Raw genomic sequence first — 19,683 nt, forward strand, 5'->3', positions numbered from 1 at the left:
AAGGGTTAATTACTTAGTATATAAAAATTTAAAGGATTATTACTTGAATGGAACTTAATAACTTACCTTGAAAGAGGACTTGACTTTAATTGATTATATACTTAGTATATAATAGTCAACGTAAGAAATAGGAGGAACAGATAAAATGATTAAAGTCAGTGATCTAAAGAAAGAGTTTATACAAGGACAAGAAAGAACAGAAGTGTTAAAAGGTGTTGATTTGACCATCGAAGAAGGAGAATTCGTAGCGATTATGGGGCCAAGTGGTTCTGGAAAAAGTACATTACTCCAGCTTCTAGGTGGCCTTGATGTACCTACGGCAGGTAATATAGTAATCAACCAGCAACAGTTAGCTCAGATGAAGGAAAAGGAAAGAACGATATTCCGTAGAAAATATATAGGGTTTATTTTTCAAAACTATCAGCTCCTACCCACGTTAACGGTAGAGGAGAATGTAGCTTTTCCTTTGCATGCCGATGGGAGCCTGACCAAAGAGAAGAATCAGATGATTTTAGAATTACTAGATTCTGTTGGACTAAAAGGACTTGGTCGAAAGAGAGCTAATTTGTTAAGTGGTGGTCAGCAACAACGGGTAGCTATTGCTAGGGCGCTAGTTAATAATCCTGCTGTTCTATTGGCCGATGAGCCAACAGGGAATTTAGATCGAAATAAAGCGGAAGAAATCCTCGTTCTCATGTCCAAATTTAACAGAGAAAACAAACAAACAACAATTATGGTTACACATGATATGTTCGCAGCTGGGTTTGCTGATCGAATCATTCTTTTTAAAGATGGGGTCATTGATCAAGTGATAGCTAGAAAGGATAATGATTATGCTCAATATGTGGCGAATTTCATGGCGTAGTATCACTCAAAATAAAAAGAGGTTTGTCCTTTCGTTACTCGGTATGATCATTGGTATATCCTTTATAACAGCTATGCTGATTGCCGATAGAACAACGAATGATGTTTTCGATTATTATGAACAGATGTATGTGGGTAATGCAGATTACTGGGTTCTAAGTGATACCCATACATACTCTGAAGAGACGCTTTCGTCAATCAAGAATAGTCCAGCAGTCATGGAAGCCCTGCTTGCGCTTGATAAACAAGCTTTCTTTGAGCTTGAGGGGGATCAATCCCTGAATCAAAGGTCTGTACGAATTACAGGTGTGAATGATCAAAATAGTTCTTTACTAACCCTTCCTGTCATTGAAGGACAGTTAGATAATGAGGGGCTGGTTATACCGAAAGTTGTTGCTAATCTATTAAATAAAGGGGTAGGAGATACTATTCGGTTTGCTAATTTAGGGGAAGCCAAGGTTTCTGCCATTGTTGAGTATACTCAGCTTCTTTCAAGTCCTAGTAATTGGGAGCGTGCTGAATCGACTAGCTTTCGAGTCATGGCTCCACTTCATTTGTTGAGAGAGTGGACGGGTATGGATAACGAGCTTTCCTACGTAAGATTTCAAACGAATGAAGGAGGACAGGAGCTCTTTCAAGCTCTTCAGCAAGAATTTCAGCATTCAAATGTCTATGTTCAACCCGTTGTAGCTGATGATCGACAAAGTAACGACATTGGAGGGCTGTACCAGTTTTTTTACATCATGGCTGCGTTATCTATGTTCATAAGCGGATTCATTGTTTTTAATTTGATTTATACAAGTGTGATGGAGCGGAAGAAGGAATTTGCCATCATGAAGAGTTTAGGTTATCTACAAAGCTCTGTGTCTAGACTTATTCTCATTGAAGTCCTACTCCTGTCGTTCATAAGTACAGCGATTGGGGTTCCCCTGGGAATATGGCTTGGAGATCTGTTTATGCAAGCGATACTAGGGCTGTTCGATTTTGACGTTGTTTACACATTGAATTGGGAAATGTCTGCGTTACTCTCTGTCGCTATAGGAATCCTATTTCCTGTTGTGTTTTCCTTATTTCCTATTTACAATGCTGGGAAAACATCCGTGTTATTGACGTTAAAAATGGCCAATCAAACATCTTCATCGAAAAGGTCATCTATCCTTAGAGTGGTAGTAGGGGTAGGCTTACTTACTTTTGTATTTATTGATCACCCTGTCTCTTATTTAGCTATTTTAGTAAGTATCATTCTGTTGTTTCCATTCCTTTTACTAGGTCTAAGCACGATCCTTAAGCCAATTCTGAAGATAGTCTTCGGCTACTCTGGAACTTTGGCAGCCCAAAGTCTAACTCAGCAATTAAATCGAAATGCGAATACCTCAGCTATTCTTGCCGTCGGGATAGCCGTCATCATACTACTTAGTGCTGTGATAGAATCAGCTCCTGAAGGCTATGAAAATGAAATCAGGAGTACGTATGGCGGAGATATAAGAGTGACTTCAGAGGCGCCTTGGTCTAATGAGGATAGACTAGCTCTACAATCCTATGAAGCTGTTGCAAATGTTCAGCCTTTATCGGAGGCAACACCTATTACATGGGAAACACTTGAGGGGGAGTTGAGACAATTTTCTATCATTGCTGTAGAGAAAGAGGGACCTATCCTTTTTGAGAGTTCTGAAAAAGAGAGAGTATATGCCGAGTTAGGAAAGGAACCTTCTATTCTTCTAGGGCAACGGGCCTTTGATGAGTGGGGAGGAAATGTAGGAGAATCTATTTATATCAATGCTCCTTCAGGGGTACAGCAATATAAAGTCATCGATGTCGTCAATACATCGCATTACTCAGGCTATGTGGCTTTTATGGATGAAAAGCATTTAAATCATGATTTTGGCTGGGCTAATAGTTTTGATATGCTAGTAACTTTAAACGACGGATATACTGGGGAAGCGTTACGAGATCAGCTGTGGCTAGATTTTAGCCCCCATATCTCTAAGGTTGAATTGGTTGAGGATGAAATTCGATCAACGACCTCAGCCTTAACAGGAATGAACGAGTTAATCATTACCCTGTTAGTTTTGATCGTGGGACTGGCTAGTATTGGTACAGCAAATACTCTATTAATGAACACGCTGGAGCGTACCTCTGAAATAGGGACGATGCGAGCGCTTGGCTTCACCAAACAGCAGGTTAGAAAAATGATTGTTGGAGAAGGTCTACTTATAGGGCTGTCAGGAGTCATTGGAGGGATTGCATCAGGTGTGCTTTTACTTTATGTGACTAGCCAATCCAAGCTGTTAGAAGGATTTATATCTTTTCAAATCCCTCTAGGTAATAGTATACTGGCGTTAATTGCTGGTGTTTCATTAAGTCTTTTTGCCTCTTGGATTTCAAGTGCTACGGCTAGTAAAATAGATATTGTATCCTCACTCAAAGTAGGTTGAGCCATATGTCAGTTAGGTACGGATTATTAGCATTGCTTTTTCATCAACAAAATCATGGATATGACCTAAAGGTAGAGATAGAAGCCCTTCTAGGAAGTAAAGGAAAAATTAATCCTGGTCAAATCTATACGACTCTCGATCGTCTCATTCGAGATCAGCTTGTTTCATCTGCCATCATGGATGATCAAGAAAGAAAGCTTTATCAAATTAATGCCGAGGGTAAAAAGGAGCTAGAGCATTGGCTGCTAGAGCCGGTACCCTATCATGACGCTAAAGGAGATTTTCAATTTAAGTGGAGCTGTGCTCGTAAGATTGGTTTTGATCAGGAGAAAGTCATGCTGAATCAACAAAAAGCCATGATCATGAAGGATGTTATGGAATTGACTAAGCTAAAAACTGAGTTTCTCCTGCAAGGTGATGAGAATAAGTATTTATTAATCTCGGGTACACTTTTGCATTTAGAAGCAGATTTAAACTGGATTCATCAGGTTGAAAATCGAAATCGAGCATAATTTTAGATAGCTTGGTCATTTGTAATAAGGTTCGAAAAAAATCCTGCGATTGCAGGATTTTTTTCGTGTCCAGAGTCGAATGCTTAATCTTTATGTTCTTATCCCTGCGGCATATTGCTCCTATCCATGTACAACACATTCCACCTGTGTCCGTCTGGATCGGCAAAACCGCAACCGTACATCCATCCCTGATTGTTGGAGGGGGCGCTAAAGATTGTACCCCCTGCTTCTGTCACTTTTCTAGACAGCTCATCTACTTCCTCCCTGCTCTGAGCATCAATGGAGAATAATACTTCGGTAGATTTTGTTGTGTCAACGAGCTCATTTCTAGTGAAATTTCTGAAAGTCTCCTTTGGAAAAAGCATTACGAGTACATTGTTATCACCGATAAATAATTCTGCCTGACCACTGCCATGCTGCTGCTGAACAGTAAATCCGAGATGAGTGAAAAATTTAATAGATCTATCAATATCTTCTACAGGGAGATTGATCCAACATTGTTTCTTCATGATAAACTTCCTTTCTGACCATGTATTGATTTAAATAATAATTAGGCCCTAAAGATTCCAAAGTGCGTTCTATAAAGTACGCTCGCTCACTCGCTGAAGCGCACGTGCCACCGCACGACCACCGTCCACTTGAAGCTTAGACAATGGCAATTTTATCTCAAAGCAAATTGAATAATCTTACTGATCGATTTCCGTAACAATTTAAAGTTATTGTAACAAGAGTAGCAGACTGAGATTTCTTTTAAATTGCTAAAAAAATGTATTTCTGTTTATTTGACAACCCCTGTTGGTTATATTAGAGACGTGGCCAGCGTCAAGAGAAACGTATTAATACCCCCAGACAGACCTACTCAACCAAATAGCATACGATAAACTCAAAGCAGTATAAGCTATATAGTATAGCTAGTCCCCCTGCAGTCCCAATTTGTTCACAACACTATCCGGCCCATTGGAAAAAGAAGAGCCCGCTTGAACAGCTTCGCGCCATGCCCTGATAACTTCTTCCCTGTCGTATTCCATATCTTTGAACCAGGCTTCTCCCTCATCGGGGTGAGGACTGTATTGAGAGCCCCAAATAATAACATCATACATAATCGGAATGAGATCCAGTCCTTTCTCAGTTAATGAATAAATGAACTTTCGTCCGTCTGTTGCAGACGGTTTTTTGTTGATAATTCCTTTTTTCTCTAAATGAACTAGACGCTCAGCCAATACACTGGAGCCAATGCGCTCCTCTGAAGCAAGGAATTCGCCGAACGTTTTAGCACCGTCGGTTATGATATCTCGCACAATGAGTAAAGACCAAGAATCTCCAAATATCTCCATAGTATAGTTGATTGGACAGCTTGATTTATTTTCTTCTCTTTTCATAATTCTCATAGTAGCATATTTTAATTTGATAATCAAAGTGATCTGTGATATGTTAATATTACTTTCATTATCGAAGTGAAAATACTGAAGCGATGAAGAAGAATATGTGTGTAGTGTCCTTGATAAAGGAGTAGATATTAACATGGATGGAAGGTGACTGAAATGACAAAAGAGGGAGAAAAGCGTGTTCAGACTGTAGAAGAGTTCCCTGCACGGGCTTCATGGAAGGAATGGGTTGGGCTGGTAGCCTTAGTGCTTCCGGTTTTCATGCTGTCCACAGATATGGGTGGGTTATATCTCGCTATTCCATCGATTACGGTTGATTTAACGCCGAGTAGTACACAGATGCTGTGGATGCTACATATTGGTGAATTTCTGACCATCGGGTTTCTGCTAACAATGGGGAGGCTAGCGGATCGTGTCGGAAGGCGCCGACTACTAGTGACGGGTGTGGTGTTGTATGGAATAGCTTCGGCCATTGCGGCGTTTTCAACCACGGCATGGATGCTGATTACGTTTCGTGCATTGCTTGGAGTGGCAGCTGCCATGATTGCGCCGTCTGCCATGTCATTGCTACGTAATATGTTTCATGATCCCAAGCAGTTCTCCATAGCTATTGCGGTGAATTTGAGTGCTTTTTCTGCTGGAGCGGCATTGGGTCCTTCAATCGGAGGACTGTTGGTGGATCATTTTTGGTGGGGGGCCGTATTTCTTGTTAATGTACCGGTTGCTTTACTTTTCTTGCTGGGCGCTCTCCTGCTTCCAACGTATCGTGATTCAAATGCTGGGCATCTGGATCTTGTTAGTGTAGCTCTGTCACTGATTGCGGTGATGAGTGTGATCTTTGGAATGCAGGAAATCGCAGAGAATGGGTTCCATGTTTTTTACATTAGTACAGTGGTGTTGGGTATCATTGTTGGAGTCATATTTGTACGGCGTCAGCTGAATGTAAAGGAGCCTTTATTGGATTTACGTATGTTTCGCGTTCCGGCTTTCTCGGTCTCTTTGCTTGCTCTTATGCTTGTACTTTTGGTCAATGGCGGGTCCTATATGCTTTTCACTCAACATATACAAGTCGTTCTCGGTCTGTCTCCAACTCAGGCAGGCCTTCTACTGATATTGCCTGCTGGTCTGTCTATTGTGGGAACATTATTGGCGCCAATTCTCACGCGGTGGATTCGACCAGCTTTTGCCATGGCAGCTGGATTGATTGTTGCAGCGGGAGGAGCGCTTTTGATTATGGTAACCTTTAATGAGGCGGGTGCTGTTCTTCTTATTACAGGAGTTTCGATTATCATGTTTGGCGTAGCACCGACAATGACATTGGGGAGTGAACTGATTATTTCCAGTGTGTCGAAGGAGCGTTCAGGCTCCGCATCCGCCATGCAAGATGTAGGCACTGGGCTCGGAAGTGCATTGGGGATCGCGTTTATGGGAAGTTTGGCGATGATGGTTTATCGTGGATCATTGATGAATTGGGTCCCGTCGGGAGTAACTGAGGAGGCTACAAGCACAGCCATGGAAAGTATCGGTGCGGCGATAGTAGTAGCAGGACAGCTACCAGATGCTTTTGGAGCGGAGATGCTAAAAGCCATACAATCATCCTTTTCGCTTGCTATACAAGTGGCCTTTACGATTGTCGCTCTCATCTTCATCATGGTCTCTGTCATGGTGGTGTGGCGGCTTCGCCATGTACGCAATGGATCTCCAGAAGGATTAGATTCGATGAATCAAAAAGATGGATAACTAACTTGAATCCATATTTTTTGTACAAATGTCTTGTGCATCTCGGCCATTCAAATCGAATAAAAGGTAGTGTAAGATATTATAAAATGCATGTAGGAGGAGCAAGAATAAAATATGGAATGCTTTTGTGAACAAAAAGAAACATATGAGCTAAAAGTTGAAGGTGATGTTGGGGCTGACCCTATATGGTGCAGTCACTGCGGCTGTAACCTTGATATAGAAACCCTACCGATTTCAAACGAGTTAATTAGAGAATTGATGGAATGGGTACGATTATATGGCGAATGGATTGATTGGGAGAAAGATAAATTACTTCCTAATGGGGTTGAACTTGAAGAAGAACATAATAAACAGGGGATGAATTTAACAGAGAAAATTAAGAAAGAACTTGAAGGGAAATATAGCATTAAATTTTCACCTTCTATAGTGGCAAACATGTATGCAAATAAATATCCTAGCTGATTTCATTTATAATTAGAGGAGTAAATATAATGAGGATCATTGCTGCAACTGAATCGCACTACGAATATATTAAAAAACATGACCGTCATATCTTAGGGAACTTAATCTTACCGAAAATTAGGGAGAAAGAGATTTACATCCTGCAAAATGAAGAACAAAATATCGTTGGGTGGATGCGGCACAGCTATTTCTGGGACAATACACCTTTTATGAATATGATTTGGATTGATGATGCCTATAGAAGTAAAGGATTAGGTAAGAAAGCCGTTCTTTTTTGGGAAGAAGAAATGAAGAAGCTCGGATTTAACTTGGTTATGACTTCCACTCTAGCTAGTGAAGGGGCTCAGCATTTTTATAGAAAATTAGGTTATCGGGATTCAGGGTGCTTAACTCTCGAAGATGAGCCTTTGGAAATCATACTTACTAAGAGCCTGAAGTTATAGGTCCAAAGCTAGCTAGAGAGCAGATTATCCCGATTCCAGGAACGAAACGAATGGAGCGTGTTATTTTTCCTTATATCAGTAAGCGCGGGGGTGCTCAAATTACGGTGAAAAAGGAAAAACTTCTGCTAGCTTTTGATCCCACCAACTCTATGGAAATGTTTTTGAGTTAATTCAATAAAATCATTTAATTGAGGACTCATCCATTATAATCTGTTTTACTGATTTATAAAGGTAGTTTAATCTATAAATTGTAAACAATCAAAAGGAAGTGGAAGAATGATGAGTATTGCCGTTATTTATGGAGGAACTCGCCAAAATGGAAACACAGAAATTCTAACTAAACGTACGATTAAGGATCTCGAAGTAGTTTCCCTTCACCTAAAAGAGTATACCATTAAACCAATAGAAGATATGCGTCACACCGAAGCAGGCTTTCAAGATGTGGGTGATGATTATAACTTCCTAATGGATCAAATGATGCAAAACGATATTCTCATATTTTCTACCCCCATTTACTGGTACAGCATGTCAGGAACAATGAAGAACTTTATTGATCGATGGTCCCAAACGCTAAGAGACCCTAAATATAAAGATTTTCGAGATAGGATGTCTAAGAAAAAAGCTTATGTCATTATAGCTGGAGGAGATTCTCCTCATATAAAAGGACTCCCCTTAATTCAGCAATTCAACTACATCTTTGATTTCGTTGGTCTACCTTTTGAAGGATACATTATTGGGGAAGGGAATAAACCTGGAGATATTTATGAAGATCAAAAAGCTTTCTATGCTGCTGATCAATTACATGTAACGTTGACCAGTTTATCATCCTCCTCTTAATTCATGTTTTCCTATGGCACTGATGAAATTGCGTTGAACACAAAATTTCAGAGAGAATTGAGGAATTTCATTATGGAGATTACGGTGCACACATTAAATGCCTTTGCCAAAGAAGAACACGGCGGAAATCCTGCAGGTGTTGTGCTAAATGGCAATGCCATGGATGAAACGCTCATGCAGGAGATAGCCAGAATCGTTGGTCTTTCTGAAACCGCGTTTTTTGTAGAAACGGATCATGCCGATTTTAAAATTCGCTATTTTACGCCTAAGGGCGAGGTGGATATATGTGGACACGCGACGGTTGCTGCATTTAACTTGCTGTGGACTCAAGAGAGAATTAGTCTGGGCACCTATACGCTGCTAACTAAAGCCGGCATGCTCGAAGTAATCTTACAGGAGAATGGTGAGGTATTTCTTACGCAAGCCCTTCCCCGTTACTTTGAACATGTTGATAGAAAATTAATTGCCGACTCTTTACGGATTAGTCCCGACGATTTAGTTCATGATTTGCCTGTGCAAATTGTTTCTACGGGGCTACGGGACATTCTAGTGCCTATTAAGAGAAGTGGTATATTGAAACACATTACTCCTGATTTCGAACAGATCACCAAAATCAGCCGCGATTATCAGGTAGTTGGGTACCATTTGTTTACTCTCGATATACAACCGGGAGCTTTGGCAGAGTGCAGAAATTTTGCGCCACTATACGGTATCACGGAAGAAAGCGCAACAGGTACTTCCAATGGGGCTCTCACATGTTACCTATGGAAAAACAGAAAGCTTCCTGAGGCTCAAGACCATGAATATATTCTTAAACAAGGCTATACGATGAATCGTCCATCCGAGGTCAGGGCAAGATTAACAATCAATAAGGTAAACGGGGAGATTACGAAAGTCCAGGTTGGAGGTATGGCTACAAACATCGAAATTAAGAAGGTCAATATTAATTAAATTCACTCCACCTGTAGGATGAGCTCGGTCAATCACCCTGCAAAACGGAGCACCAAATGTCGGATCTATAGCTTTTTCATTTGTTACTCTTTTTACAAGGAGGTGAATCTAGGTGGAATTGCTGAACAAATTAAACAAAGCTATCAGCTACATCGAGGAAAATCTAGATGCAGAGATTAGCTACAAGGAGGCTGCTCGTTTGGCTCATTGCTCCGAGCATCATTTTAAGCGCATGTTTCCCTTTATTGCTGGTGTTACGCTCTCGGAGTATATCCGTCGTAGACGACTGACTTTGGCAGCATTGGAGCTAAAGGATCATGAAGTGAGAGTCATTGACGTAGCTGTGAAGTACGGCTACCATTCTGCGGATGCTTTTTCTAGAGCTTTTCACAGCTTGCATGGAGTCACACCCACAGCAGCCAGACAGAGCGACGTTTCCTTAAAGGCTTTTCCAAGAATGAGCTTCCAAATGAGTATAAAAGGAGATGCTGAATTGAATTATCGTATTGTGCAAAAAGAGTCTTTTATAGTCACAGGTGTTAAAGAAGAAATGAACAATGAGGATGGTCATTTTGATCCGCAAGTTTTGAAGGGGGATGGGGATGAACTTTATCACGAGCTGGAAGAGCTGGCGAACACCTCATTATCAGGAATTCTTCATGTAACGGCAAACATGACTGACGAAAGCTATGATTACTATTTAGCTGTTGCTACAACAAAGAAAGGTCCAGAGTATTTTGCCACACTTTCTATACCGGCTACTACTTGGGCTGTTTTTGATGCTGTTGGTCCAGCACCGGAAACCATGCTAAATACGTGGGAGCGAGTGCATACGGAGTGGTTCCCTACCTCAGGCTATGAGCTTACCGAAGCACCGGAATTCGTTCGTACTTTAAAGGAACATGAAGAGAAATGTGAAATTTGGATTCCTGTAGCTAGAAAAAGTAACTAATGTAGGACAGTTTTACTGAACGACTTCAGATAGGTAAGCGAAGATTTCTTTATCAACTTCATGAGCATTCTTTTGTGCTACAGCTAGTAGGCGCATTCTTTTGAGCTACACTTGGTATTTAGAACCAAAGTGTAGCTTTTATATTTACTTTTATCTAGGAGGTGAATCTAGGTGGAATTGGCGTTGAATTAGATTACCCACATGTATTCCATTAGATGATGTATAAGTTTTCGTTGCGAACAAACTATTTAATATATAAACCTATTTATGTAAATTTTTATGTTTGAAAAATTACATAAATAGGTTTTTTAGTTCCGCAAAACTTTGTTCAGTGTTTGTTCAGTTGAATATGGTTAAATATCTTTGAAGAATAGTAAAAATAATGTCGAACAATGTCGATATATATAGTAATAAATTAATAGATATGCATATAAATGCAATTTATTGACTTTATTTTCAAATAGATAGAAAGACAGTAAAACAAAAACAGAAAAGAAAAAGAGGAGGAGTATGTGTGTTAGAAAAATTTAAGATTAAGAACGTAAGTCTAGGGTGGAAATACGGAATCGTGTTAACCATCATTTTTGTCATGTTCGCAGTTGCTACAACGCTAGTGTTTACTTTTATTCAAACGATTGAAGAGGAGATCGACAATATTGGTGAGAGTGGCGAAAAAACAATTATTGTATCGGAAATGAGTTCAGTCAATCGAGCAAAAGGTGTAAGAGCACTTAGCTATGCGACGACCTCGGATGCCGCTTTTGTAACAGATTTTGAAGCAGGTATTGATGAATTTAATGAATTAGTGAAGAGTATTGAAAATCGTTTAAATACACCTGAAATGGAAGAGATTTTTAGGCAGGCTATAGCAAAAGAAGAAGAATTTAATAATTTATTTATGAATCATTTGGTGGGAATGACGGATCAGGGTCAAAGGGATCGAGTGATGTCTGAGATCACGAATATACGTCGTGACACGGTTGCTTTATTAGATGAGCTTAATGTCATTTTTAGTGAGATGCGAGCAGATGCATTGGATAGTGCACAGGATAGTCAAAGCATGGCCATCTATGTCTTACTTATTTCTACATCTCTAGCATTACTAATTGGGATTAGTATGTCTATAGTCATAACACGGAGCGTTTCAAAACCACTAAATGAAGTAGCCAATGTTAGTGATCAAATTGCTAATAATAACCTTGCTTTTGATGAAATCAAATACGATGGTAAAGATGAGATTGGCCGGATTGCCACAGCTACAAATCTAATGGGCAAAAATTTAAAAGATATGATTAGTAAAATGGCAGAAATCTCTGAGGTGGTTAGCAGTCAAAGTGAGGAGCTCACTCAATCGGCTAATGAAGTAAGGACAGGAGCCGAGCAGGTATCGGCAACCATGGAACAGCTATCAGCTGGAGCAGAGGAACAAGCTAGCTCTTCAAGTGAAATCTCTAGTTTAATTGAGGAGCTTACGAGGCAGATACGTTCTTCTAATGAAGAAGGGAAAGCATTAGGAGTCACTTCAAAAGAAGTATATGTTATTTCCGATCAAGGTAAAAAGGATATGGGACAATCTGTTGAGCTGATGAATGGGATCTCAGTAGTTGTTAAAGATACGGCGGATAAGGTCAAGGGACTGGAAAAGCGCTCTGAGGATATTTCCAAATTAGTTGATGTGATTCAGAATATCGCTCAACAAACTAATTTACTTGCCCTAAATGCTGCCATCGAATCCGCTCGAGCTGGTGAAGCAGGGAGAGGCTTTGCTGTGGTTGCAGATGAAGTGCGCAAGCTTGCTGAGCAGGTTGGACAATCTGTCGTTGAAATTACGGATATTATTCAGGGGATTCAGCAGGAGACGAAGACGGTTGTAAGCTCATTACAGGATACCACACATAAGGTAGAGGATGGGAACCAACAAATTTTAGTCAGTCGTGACAGCTTTGATTCGATTAACCAAGCCGTTTCGGATATGATGGATGGGATTCAAAACATTTCCTCAAACTTAATGGATATTGAAGGGAATAGCGTGCGTGTAAGTCAGTCTGTAGAAGAGATTGCAGCTGCTTCAGAGCAAGCATCAGCAGGTATTGAGGAAAGCTCTGCAACCGCTGAACAGCAAAGCGCTTCTATGCAGGAAATTGCAAGTAGTTCGGAGTCTCTTTCAAGTTTAGCTGAGGAGCTCAATGGGATGATTAGGCAATTTAAGATGTAAACACCAAGCTACAAAAACATCAAGATAAAAAAACACCTAGATGTAAATACGTAAAGAAAAAGGGAGCTGATTCAGCTCCCCCCATTTACTAAATGATTTATCATTTTTCTTTCATGGTGTGATCCAATTTTTCATTTAATATAAATTAGACATCACCGTTAATATAAATTAGACATCACCGTTTGAGCCGCCAGGATTACCTTCACTGTTGGGATCAGGATCAGGCTCCTTTTCAATAGGTCCCACTGGTTTATCGTTGTTTGTAACTGGTGAAGGATTATTTACCTCTCCATTAGCCCCGATCGGGTTGCCAATTACTTCTGTTCCACTTGTGAAGAAGAGTAAAAATACCAAACTATTAGCGAATACGGCGATTAACGATTTTTTCACTAAATCTCCCTCTTTTCTTTAGGAACTGTAAAGCTTCTTCATCATCGCCAAGCTTTTGCAATTCGAGAAGTGGAAATTGTAGATAAAAGTAGTTTTCAACACTATAAAAAGCTTTAACAGATTCATATAGGGAGCTGCGATCATTTTTTAACAAACCCATGTAATAAAAATAGAACGCTTTATCCCAATCTGTTAAAGTCTTTATGTCAATCTGATCCATATTTTTTTGGGCCAGAGAATGCTCTCCTTTTTGGATGAGGTAGAAAATGTAGTTAGCGTAAGTTGCATAATCATCAATTGGCTCTGAAAATCCACTATCGATTTGATAGTAGGATTGTAAAAAGGATAAATTCAGTCGTGCCGTCTTTAAATAAACACTATGATTAAAGGTAATGGCGTAATTGATAGCTGTAATAAAATAATCCTTCGCTCTCTCATAATCCTCAAGCATATACGTTTGCCCTAAATTGTTGTAGGCCACGGATTTTACAAAATCAATAAAATCTTGTCCTATGATATAGTAGCTATATTGTCTAGCCTTCTCTGGATTATTGCCATAGAGATGAACAGAGCTCATGATGACTCCGAGGCGTACGGAATAGGATGATCTAATATAGTCGCTTTTTATCTTCTCAATGAGTGTTTCAGCATCATTATTACTAGATAGAACGGTGTTGTTATCGTTCAGTTCAAAGTAAAGAATTCTTCTAAAGATGGATGCTAGTACCTTCAATTCTATTTCCTTTGGATGAAATTGCTCTACCTTGCTAATGAGGTGGACATGGCTGTGTGTCGCTTCTCTTTTTTCTTTTAATAAGGTATACATGAAAACCCATTCCTGATCGCAGGGGTCTGTAGACTTTGATAGCATATTTAATAGATAATTACATTCAACCCAAAGTCGATTAATAGAGCAGTATTCCAAGCCAAGTCTAGCATTATACGATTTTTGAGTAATAATATAATCTGCCATGATCGTCACTTGTTCATTTGGATAAAGATACTTAACGATCCTCAAGACAGATTCAAATATCAATTCTTCTTGTTCATTTAAGAATCGGGATAAGGCTGCTTCTGTTGTATTGGCAACTCGTGCTAATTTACGCTGGTCTATGTCGTCTAGATCCTCAAGAGTCTGTAAAATTCGCTCTTGTAGCACTTTTCCTTCCCCCTTGTGTTGATTTGCTCCTAACTATATTGCTAGATTACAGGATATTCAATAGAGAGTCAATTTTTGATATTTTTTTGCAAAGTTTTACATTTTACGAAATGCTCAATATAGTTTTAATGATGATGGTGTGCATGTGCAGTGGATGGGCTTGCTTTAATTGTGCAGAAAATCGAGCTTTCATGAGTATGCTTTTCAGATTCTGCTTGTAAGGTTACATGCTTTATTTCTTTATGCTCTAGCATATGTTCAATCTTCTGTAGTAGGGCTTCGGTTTCATAAACACTCTTGCTTCCGTCTACCTCAATATGAGCGGTTAGGGCATTAAAGCTACTGGTAATAGACCAGACGTGCACATCGTGAACACCTTTTACTCCATCTATCTCTTGGATGGCTTGGACGATTTCATCCACTTTAATATTCTTTGGTGTTCCTTCCATCAATACATGTAGAGAAGATTTAGTAACTAGATAGCCGCTTCTTAGAACAAGGGCTGCTACAACAACACTAGCCACGGTATCTGCCCATAGCCAACCGAAGAACATCATCAGTAAAGCTGCAGCAATGGCACCAATAGATCCAAGCATATCACTAATGACATGTAGATAAGCACCACGCATATTTAAATTATGTTCTGTATCTCCTCCGCGAAGCATGATCCACGCCACTAAGATATTAATAAGTAAACCGATGGTACTAATGACTAACATTCCTACCGTAGCAACCTCTGGTGGATTAGCAAAGCGTTCAATGGCTTCGTAAAAGATGTAAAGTGAGACACCGATTAACGTAATCCCGTTAAGCATGGCTGCTAAAATTTCAAATCTCCTGTACCCGTACGTCTTTCCTAGGTTCACAGCTTTTTCTCCAAATTTGAAAGCCAGCAAAGCAATACCTAGGGCAATGGAGTCTGATAGCATGTGACCAGCGTCAGAAAGCAAGGCCAAGCTATTGGTTATTACTCCTCCGATAGCTTCGACAATCATATAGGCTGTAATGATAATGAAGGAAAAAAGTAGAATTTTCTTGTTTTTTGTATGTCCTTGGTTATTCCCTTGCTCTTGTATGTGGTTATGTCCAGACATTCTATACCCTCTCCTTTTAACTGTATCAAAGCCGTAATTCTCAGACTTTATTTTGATTAAACAAATATATGAGCATATATTCATATGTTTGTTTAATTCCATTATATGCACGAATAACACAGGTGTCAACCTACCACCTTATTCTATGTCTAATGGGGTAGCCTTTTAACGAAGCTGAAAAAATGGGAACCATAACCCTACTTTTTGTTTTTTAATATATAAAGTTAAAAATACTTTACATTATGTTAAAAATATATTATATTATGTTATAAATAAATTGCATTATAGATAAGGGAGGGAGTTAAATGTGTTAGATAATAAGATAATGGTGGGTCGAGCGGAAAAAAGGTGGACCCAGCAGCAGCTAGCAGATGCTGTCGGAGTAAGTCGGCAAACGATCGCCGCGATGGAAAAAAACAAATATAACCCTTCATTAATTCTAGCCTTTAAAGTGGCTGGAGCACTAGATAGATCAATAGAAGAAGTCTTTACTTTTAAGGAGGAAGAATAAATGGAAACAATATTGACTGGTTTAATTTTTGTACTAGCTATTTCTATGATTTTGTCCGAGATTTACAAGATATCATTTGAGAGAAAGCCTGAATCTAAGGATGAAAGAGGAGTTTTAATCTTACTTAAGGTTAAAAACGTTTCCTACTACATATTATTGGGGGAATTGTACTTGGAGTGATCTCAGTTAGAACGTTGGATATTTTAAGTCAAGTCAACTTTATTTATTTTATAATGATTGTCTTTTTTGTACAGAGTATTGCTTCTGCACTGTATCTTTTTCGCTTAAATAGAGTTTAAATGAAAGGCATTTTCTCCCTTGGGGTTGATAGAATGTTTGACTCTTCAAAAAAACGTCTGGATCATCGTGATTTATGGATGGACAACCTTTTATTCCATGGGAATAGGGTCAGTGCTGTTTTGGATTTTGATCGTCGAAAATATGATTACCCTCAATTAGATGTTGATCGGGCTATTATGTCTGGAGCCTGAAAATAAGCTAAATGTTTCACTTGTAAAGGAGTTTGTGGCAGGATATAGGGAAAATTACGTTATGGAGCGAGGCTCATTAGTAAAAGCATTGAAATTATTGTGGTACATGGAAAGCTCATGGTGGATTCATGAAAAAAAGGAACAACAAACGGGTCCTTCTGCTAGGTTTGCGAAGGAAATGGAGTGGCTTTGTACCCATTATCATAAATTAGACGTAATGTTCGAAGATATATAGGGAGAAGGGATAGCTAAGATTTTGTTTAGCTAAGAATTCATAATTTAGAGGAGACCTCCATGAAAAAATTCAGCCTAACCTTGTTGACTTCATGTCTGTTTATTTCGTTGGCAGTAACAACTGCTACTTCGGCCAATACGACCGAAACGGTTATTGAAAATGGTAAGATAGTAGAAGGAAGAATGCTTATTCCTTTACGTGCAGTATCAGAAGAACTAGGATCAAATGTTACATGGAATCAGGGACAGAAAAGTATTACTATTACCAAAGGAGAGCATGAAGTTGTTCTAATCGCTAATTCTAGGAATGTCAAAATAAACGGTATAGAGATGCAAATTGATGTGCCGGCTCAAATTGACAGAGGAACTACATATGTGCCGCTAAGATTCATTAATCAAGTATTCGGAGGGTTTATGGAGTGGTATCAAGCAGAAAAAGAAGCGCGGATCACATTAGACGGTAAGAGGTTAATTGTTCGGACAGAGCCTTCCGCCGTAATTAATCCTGTGCCCTTGAGTCAACAACAACTACAGGAGATGATTACAAAGGCTAATGAAGCTGTAGATCCATCTCAATTTTCACAAATAAGAACTCACTTCCGCCCAGACTTTACGGATACTTTGATTAATAAAATCATTCAGCAAAATGGAGTAAGGATTAGTGAGCTGTTTAATAGTAAGCCAAATATCCAGTATCGAAGTAACAACGAAGCAATTATTACCCAAACTGAAATCGTAGCTAATGGATATCTTGATCGCTATTTAACGCTTACAAGGTTAGATAATAAATGGAAAGTAACAGACATTCAATTTCGTATCTCTTCCTTCTAAGCTAGAACATTGCTTTTTGTTAGAGACCTCCAATGTGGCGGTCTCTTTTTGGGTGAGCTAGCATGGGAGAGTGAAAGCTGACTTTAATCGTGCTCCACATGCAAAATAAGCTTACTTCAATTATGTGGGAATCAAAGGCTCATTTTTCATTTCTAGAATATACTCTTTCATTACATAATCTCTACCACCATGCTTTTCGTACCAATCTTTGATACGTTTGAGATGCTCTGTATCACTTCTGACGTTTGCTTCTATTTCCTCATATTTCTCGTGGCTGTCGTATTCCCAAATAGCAAAAATTTCAGTGTTTGCTTGATCATGAGGAACCATCCACCTCCCTACCAGCCGAGCGCCATGCTTAAGCTGATTAGGTAAATTGGTCTCGTGAAAAAGAGCGTTTAGAATATCAACAAATTCGTTTTTTACGATATAAAATTTCCGTCTGTAGAACACATTCTCCACACCTATCATCATGTATCTGTATCCACAGTAACGTAGTGAACCTCTTTGTTCATTATTGTATAATCAATAATTGCAGATTTCCTAATAACCCTTTGATAACAAATCATATCCAATATCTAGTATAATGGATAGATCTATAATAAGTCTATGTAGCCTATGCGCTATTTACGTTTATGAAGAAAAGGAGTGTGTGTAATGTGAGTCCAGATTTATCCTCATCCAAGATTAAACAATTGAGCTTAGCTGAAGCAAAGGAAATTGCTTTGTGGCAGTACGAACATCCGTATTCTCTATATAATCTGTCCGAGGATCCAGAGGATATAGATGAACTCATGGATGGCTCCTACTATTCTGTAAGAAACTTAGAAGATAAGCTAATTGGTTTTTTTTGCTACGGTCAAAGTGCTCAAGTACCAGCTGGTATCAGAGAAGGGAAGTATTTGGATCATACTGCTCTGGATATTGGACTTGGAATGAAGCCCAATCTTACAGGAAGAGGTTTGGGGAGCAGCTTCTTATCTGTTGGCTTGGAGTTTGCTACAGGAATTAAAGAATTTCAGCGTTTTAGATTAAGTGTGGCTGCTTTTAACCGAAGAGCTACATCATTGTATGAAAAAACAGGGTTTAAGCCTATAGATACTTTTACTAATCCTTATAAAGGAGAAAACATGGAATTTATGATTATGGAAAAAAAGAAGGAGTAACACTATGAAACCTGTAAAAATACATATGTCACCATTCATCCATGAGCCGCTTTATCCATCTGTGGAATGGTTGCCTTGGGAAGAAGCTTTATTTCACTCAAAATACCTTAGGAGATTAAAGCATCTAGCTCATTTTGGAGTAGGTTCACTTCTATCTCCAGTTGTTCACTCTCGTTTTGAACATACCGTAGGCGTTTGGAAGCTTGCCGCCATCTTTTTTCCAGATGATCTGATGCTTAGAGCTGCGGCAATTTTACACGATGTAGGGCACTTACCTTTTTCTCATTCAGTAGAAAAGACATTGGGATTTAACCATCATGATTTAACTGAAGAGTATATCAAAAGCCCAGAGATTGAAACGATTCTAGCCAGGGCCTCTCTATCCTCAGATGACATTATTGACTACCTTAATGCAGAGACACCATTAACGGGTACAAATGAAGTAATGGGAATAGATCATTTAGATAGCTTCTTTCGTGATACATATATGTTTGGAGGGATTACGGAAATACCTAGGCAGGTTCTAGAGAGAATATATTGTACCCCTCGTGGAATTGAAACAGATTTAGAGACAGGCATGTATCTGCTGGAGCTGGTTCTTCAAGATCATCAAACCTTCCTATCTCCAGAGCTCCTTGCGGCGGACAGACTATTAGCAGAAGCGATAAAAGAACACTTTTTGGTATCCAAAGATTCTAAGGCTAAATTCCCTTTTTTAACGGACGATGATTTACTCATTGAGCTTAAAAAGTCACCTGCACCTAAAACGAGGAATATAATTGAACTTCTTACGAAAAGACCATTTGATATGGAAATAAACAATGAGATCACAGGAAAAGGGATCCCTTTTGGTATACGGAAAATTTACAGTAAGACGCCTCTGATCGAAGGTAAGGTGTTAGGTAAGATGGAAGAGGCGCAGGGTGTCATTAGAGCACTTAATGAGCTTAAGAGAGAGTACGAAATTATATACCCCCTCTGTAGTAACTAGTAATACGGGGCTATTCCAAA

22 protein-coding genes are annotated in these 19,683 nt (G+C 39.2%); 16 read left to right on the top strand and 6 right to left on the bottom strand.

Annotated elements, in window-relative coordinates; genetic code table 11:
* Positions 1-145 precede the first annotated feature (145 nt).
* The 3 genes from J2S11_RS10045 to J2S11_RS10055 are packed head-to-tail and all read left to right on the top strand — an operon-like array spanning position 146 to position 3,811.
* The gene (locus J2S11_RS10045; RefSeq protein WP_307394150.1) at positions 146-865 is read left to right on the top strand and encodes an ABC transporter ATP-binding protein; all 720 of its coding nucleotides are present in this window, start codon (positions 146-148) and stop codon (positions 863-865) included.
* Positions 834-3,299 carry an ABC transporter permease gene (locus J2S11_RS10050; RefSeq protein WP_307394152.1) on the top strand — a complete coding sequence of 822 codons (2,466 nt, stop codon included), beginning with the start codon at positions 834-836 and terminating at the stop codon, positions 3,297-3,299. The genes J2S11_RS10045 and J2S11_RS10050 overlap by 32 nt, the downstream gene beginning before the upstream one ends.
* Positions 3,300-3,304: 5 nt before the next feature.
* Positions 3,305-3,811 carry a PadR family transcriptional regulator gene (locus J2S11_RS10055; protein WP_307394154.1) on the top strand — a complete coding sequence of 169 codons (507 nt, stop codon included), beginning with the start codon at positions 3,305-3,307 and terminating at the stop codon, positions 3,809-3,811.
* Positions 3,812-3,909: 98 nt separating this feature from the next.
* On the opposite strand, the gene J2S11_RS10060 is transcribed toward J2S11_RS10055, so the two are convergent.
* Positions 3,910-4,320 (bottom strand): VOC family protein, encoded by a 411-nt coding sequence (locus J2S11_RS10060; protein WP_307394156.1) that lies wholly within the window; start codon positions 4,318-4,320, stop codon positions 3,910-3,912.
* A 402-nt stretch (positions 4,321-4,722) separates the two neighbouring features.
* The gene (locus J2S11_RS10065) at positions 4,723-5,199 is read right to left on the bottom strand and encodes a winged helix-turn-helix transcriptional regulator (protein WP_307394158.1); all 477 of its coding nucleotides are present in this window, start codon (positions 5,197-5,199) and stop codon (positions 4,723-4,725) included.
* Positions 5,200-5,352: 153 nt separating this feature from the next.
* Here J2S11_RS10065 and J2S11_RS10070 point away from each other — a divergent pair, with 153 nt between their 5' ends.
* From J2S11_RS10070 to J2S11_RS22390, 7 genes are all read left to right on the top strand, one after another.
* On the top strand, positions 5,353-6,936 hold the full coding sequence (locus J2S11_RS10070) for an MFS transporter (protein WP_307394160.1): 1,584 nt from the start codon (positions 5,353-5,355) through the stop codon (positions 6,934-6,936).
* A gap of 114 nt (positions 6,937-7,050) precedes the next feature.
* Positions 7,051-7,398, top strand: coding sequence for a hypothetical protein (locus J2S11_RS10075; RefSeq protein ID WP_307394161.1), 348 nt, complete (start codon positions 7,051-7,053; stop codon positions 7,396-7,398).
* A 29-nt stretch (positions 7,399-7,427) separates the two neighbouring features.
* Positions 7,428-7,841: a GNAT family N-acetyltransferase gene (locus J2S11_RS10080; protein WP_307394162.1), complete on the top strand. Its 414-nt coding sequence runs from the start codon at positions 7,428-7,430 to the stop codon at positions 7,839-7,841.
* 279 nt (positions 7,842-8,120) lie between these two features.
* Positions 8,121-8,678: a flavodoxin family protein gene (locus J2S11_RS10085; RefSeq protein ID WP_307394361.1), complete on the top strand. Its 558-nt coding sequence runs from the start codon at positions 8,121-8,123 to the stop codon at positions 8,676-8,678.
* Positions 8,679-8,750: 72 nt separating this feature from the next.
* Positions 8,751-9,629, top strand: a complete 879-nt coding sequence (locus J2S11_RS10090) for a PhzF family phenazine biosynthesis protein (protein ID WP_307394164.1) — start codon at positions 8,751-8,753, stop codon at positions 9,627-9,629.
* Positions 9,630-9,741: 112 nt separating this feature from the next.
* Positions 9,742-10,581 (top strand): AraC family transcriptional regulator, encoded by an 840-nt coding sequence (locus J2S11_RS10095; protein WP_307394166.1) that lies wholly within the window; start codon positions 9,742-9,744, stop codon positions 10,579-10,581.
* Positions 10,582-11,095: 514 nt separating this feature from the next.
* A complete protein-coding gene (locus J2S11_RS22390; RefSeq protein ID WP_307394168.1) occupies positions 11,096-12,796 on the top strand; it encodes a methyl-accepting chemotaxis protein in 1,701 nt (566 codons plus the stop codon).
* A 168-nt stretch (positions 12,797-12,964) separates the two neighbouring features.
* Here the strand turns inward: J2S11_RS22390 and J2S11_RS10105 are convergent, their stop codons facing one another.
* The 3 genes from J2S11_RS10105 to J2S11_RS10115 form a co-directional block, all read right to left on the bottom strand.
* Entirely contained in the window at positions 12,965-13,186 is a 222-nt protein-coding gene (locus J2S11_RS10105) for a hypothetical protein (RefSeq protein ID WP_307394170.1), read from the bottom strand.
* Complete coding sequence (locus tag J2S11_RS10110; protein ID WP_307394171.1) at positions 13,155-14,345, bottom strand: AimR family lysis-lysogeny pheromone receptor; 1,191 nt, start codon at positions 14,343-14,345, stop codon at positions 13,155-13,157. Before J2S11_RS10110 ends, J2S11_RS10105 begins: the two co-directional genes overlap by 32 nt.
* 125 nt (positions 14,346-14,470) lie before the next feature.
* On the bottom strand, positions 14,471-15,439 hold the full coding sequence (locus J2S11_RS10115; RefSeq protein WP_307394172.1) for a cation diffusion facilitator family transporter: 969 nt from the start codon (positions 15,437-15,439) through the stop codon (positions 14,471-14,473).
* A 307-nt stretch (positions 15,440-15,746) separates the two neighbouring features.
* Here J2S11_RS10115 and J2S11_RS10120 point away from each other — a divergent pair, with 307 nt between their 5' ends.
* The 4 genes from J2S11_RS10120 (at position 15,747) to J2S11_RS10135 (ending at position 17,506) form a co-directional block, all read left to right on the top strand.
* Positions 15,747-15,950, top strand: a complete 204-nt coding sequence (locus J2S11_RS10120; protein WP_307394174.1) for a helix-turn-helix transcriptional regulator — start codon at positions 15,747-15,749, stop codon at positions 15,948-15,950.
* The gene (locus J2S11_RS10125; protein WP_307394175.1) at positions 15,951-16,130 is read left to right on the top strand and encodes a hypothetical protein; all 180 of its coding nucleotides are present in this window, start codon (positions 15,951-15,953) and stop codon (positions 16,128-16,130) included. It abuts the gene before it with no gap.
* Positions 16,131-16,282: 152 nt separating this feature from the next.
* Positions 16,283-16,441, top strand: coding sequence for a phosphotransferase (locus J2S11_RS10130; RefSeq protein WP_307394177.1), 159 nt, complete (start codon positions 16,283-16,285; stop codon positions 16,439-16,441).
* Positions 16,442-16,783: 342 nt separating this feature from the next.
* Positions 16,784-17,506, top strand: coding sequence for a copper amine oxidase N-terminal domain-containing protein (locus J2S11_RS10135; protein WP_307394179.1), 723 nt, complete (start codon positions 16,784-16,786; stop codon positions 17,504-17,506).
* A gap of 120 nt (positions 17,507-17,626) precedes the next feature.
* On the opposite strand, the gene J2S11_RS10140 is transcribed toward J2S11_RS10135, so the two are convergent.
* On the bottom strand, positions 17,627-17,959 hold the full coding sequence (locus tag J2S11_RS10140) for an NIPSNAP family protein (RefSeq protein WP_307394363.1): 333 nt from the start codon (positions 17,957-17,959) through the stop codon (positions 17,627-17,629).
* 206 nt (positions 17,960-18,165) lie between these two features.
* Here J2S11_RS10140 and J2S11_RS10145 point away from each other — a divergent pair, with 206 nt between their 5' ends.
* Positions 18,166-18,672: a GNAT family N-acetyltransferase gene (locus J2S11_RS10145; RefSeq protein ID WP_307394180.1), complete on the top strand. Its 507-nt coding sequence runs from the start codon at positions 18,166-18,168 to the stop codon at positions 18,670-18,672.
* A 4-nt stretch (positions 18,673-18,676) separates the two neighbouring features.
* Positions 18,677-19,663: an HD domain-containing protein gene (locus J2S11_RS10150; RefSeq protein ID WP_307394181.1), complete on the top strand. Its 987-nt coding sequence runs from the start codon at positions 18,677-18,679 to the stop codon at positions 19,661-19,663.
* Positions 19,664-19,683: the final 20 nt, after the last annotated feature.

Source organism: Bacillus horti, from assembly GCF_030813115.1.
Lineage (GTDB): Bacteria > Bacillota > Bacilli > Caldalkalibacillales > JCM-10596 > Bacillus_CH > Bacillus_CH horti.

Excerpts from the sequence above, each read along its gene's own strand:
- J2S11_RS10080 (WP_307394162.1), top strand. The coding sequence starts at position 7,428 with ATGAGGATCATTGCTGCAACTGAATCGCACTACGAATATATTAAAAAA.
- J2S11_RS10125 (WP_307394175.1), top strand. The coding sequence starts at position 15,951 with ATGGAAACAATATTGACTGGTTTAATTTTTGTACTAGCTATTTCTATG.
- J2S11_RS10090 (WP_307394164.1), top strand. The coding sequence starts at position 8,751 with ATGGAGATTACGGTGCACACATTAAATGCCTTTGCCAAAGAAGAACAC.
- J2S11_RS10065 (WP_307394158.1), bottom strand. The coding sequence starts at position 5,199 with ATGAGAATTATGAAAAGAGAAGAAAATAAATCAAGCTGTCCAATCAAC.
- J2S11_RS10150 (WP_307394181.1), top strand. The coding sequence starts at position 18,677 with ATGAAACCTGTAAAAATACATATGTCACCATTCATCCATGAGCCGCTT.
- J2S11_RS10115 (WP_307394172.1), bottom strand. The coding sequence starts at position 15,439 with ATGTCTGGACATAACCACATACAAGAGCAAGGGAATAACCAAGGACAT.
- J2S11_RS10045 (WP_307394150.1), top strand. The coding sequence starts at position 146 with ATGATTAAAGTCAGTGATCTAAAGAAAGAGTTTATACAAGGACAAGAA.
- J2S11_RS10050 (WP_307394152.1), top strand. The coding sequence starts at position 834 with ATGCTCAATATGTGGCGAATTTCATGGCGTAGTATCACTCAAAATAAA.
- J2S11_RS10070 (WP_307394160.1), top strand. The coding sequence starts at position 5,353 with ATGACAAAAGAGGGAGAAAAGCGTGTTCAGACTGTAGAAGAGTTCCCT.
- J2S11_RS10055 (WP_307394154.1), top strand. The coding sequence starts at position 3,305 with ATGTCAGTTAGGTACGGATTATTAGCATTGCTTTTTCATCAACAAAAT.
- J2S11_RS10075 (WP_307394161.1), top strand. The coding sequence starts at position 7,051 with ATGGAATGCTTTTGTGAACAAAAAGAAACATATGAGCTAAAAGTTGAA.
- J2S11_RS10085 (WP_307394361.1), top strand. The coding sequence starts at position 8,121 with ATGAGTATTGCCGTTATTTATGGAGGAACTCGCCAAAATGGAAACACA.
- J2S11_RS10130 (WP_307394177.1), top strand. The coding sequence starts at position 16,283 with ATGTTTGACTCTTCAAAAAAACGTCTGGATCATCGTGATTTATGGATG.
- J2S11_RS10060 (WP_307394156.1), bottom strand. The coding sequence starts at position 4,320 with ATGAAGAAACAATGTTGGATCAATCTCCCTGTAGAAGATATTGATAGA.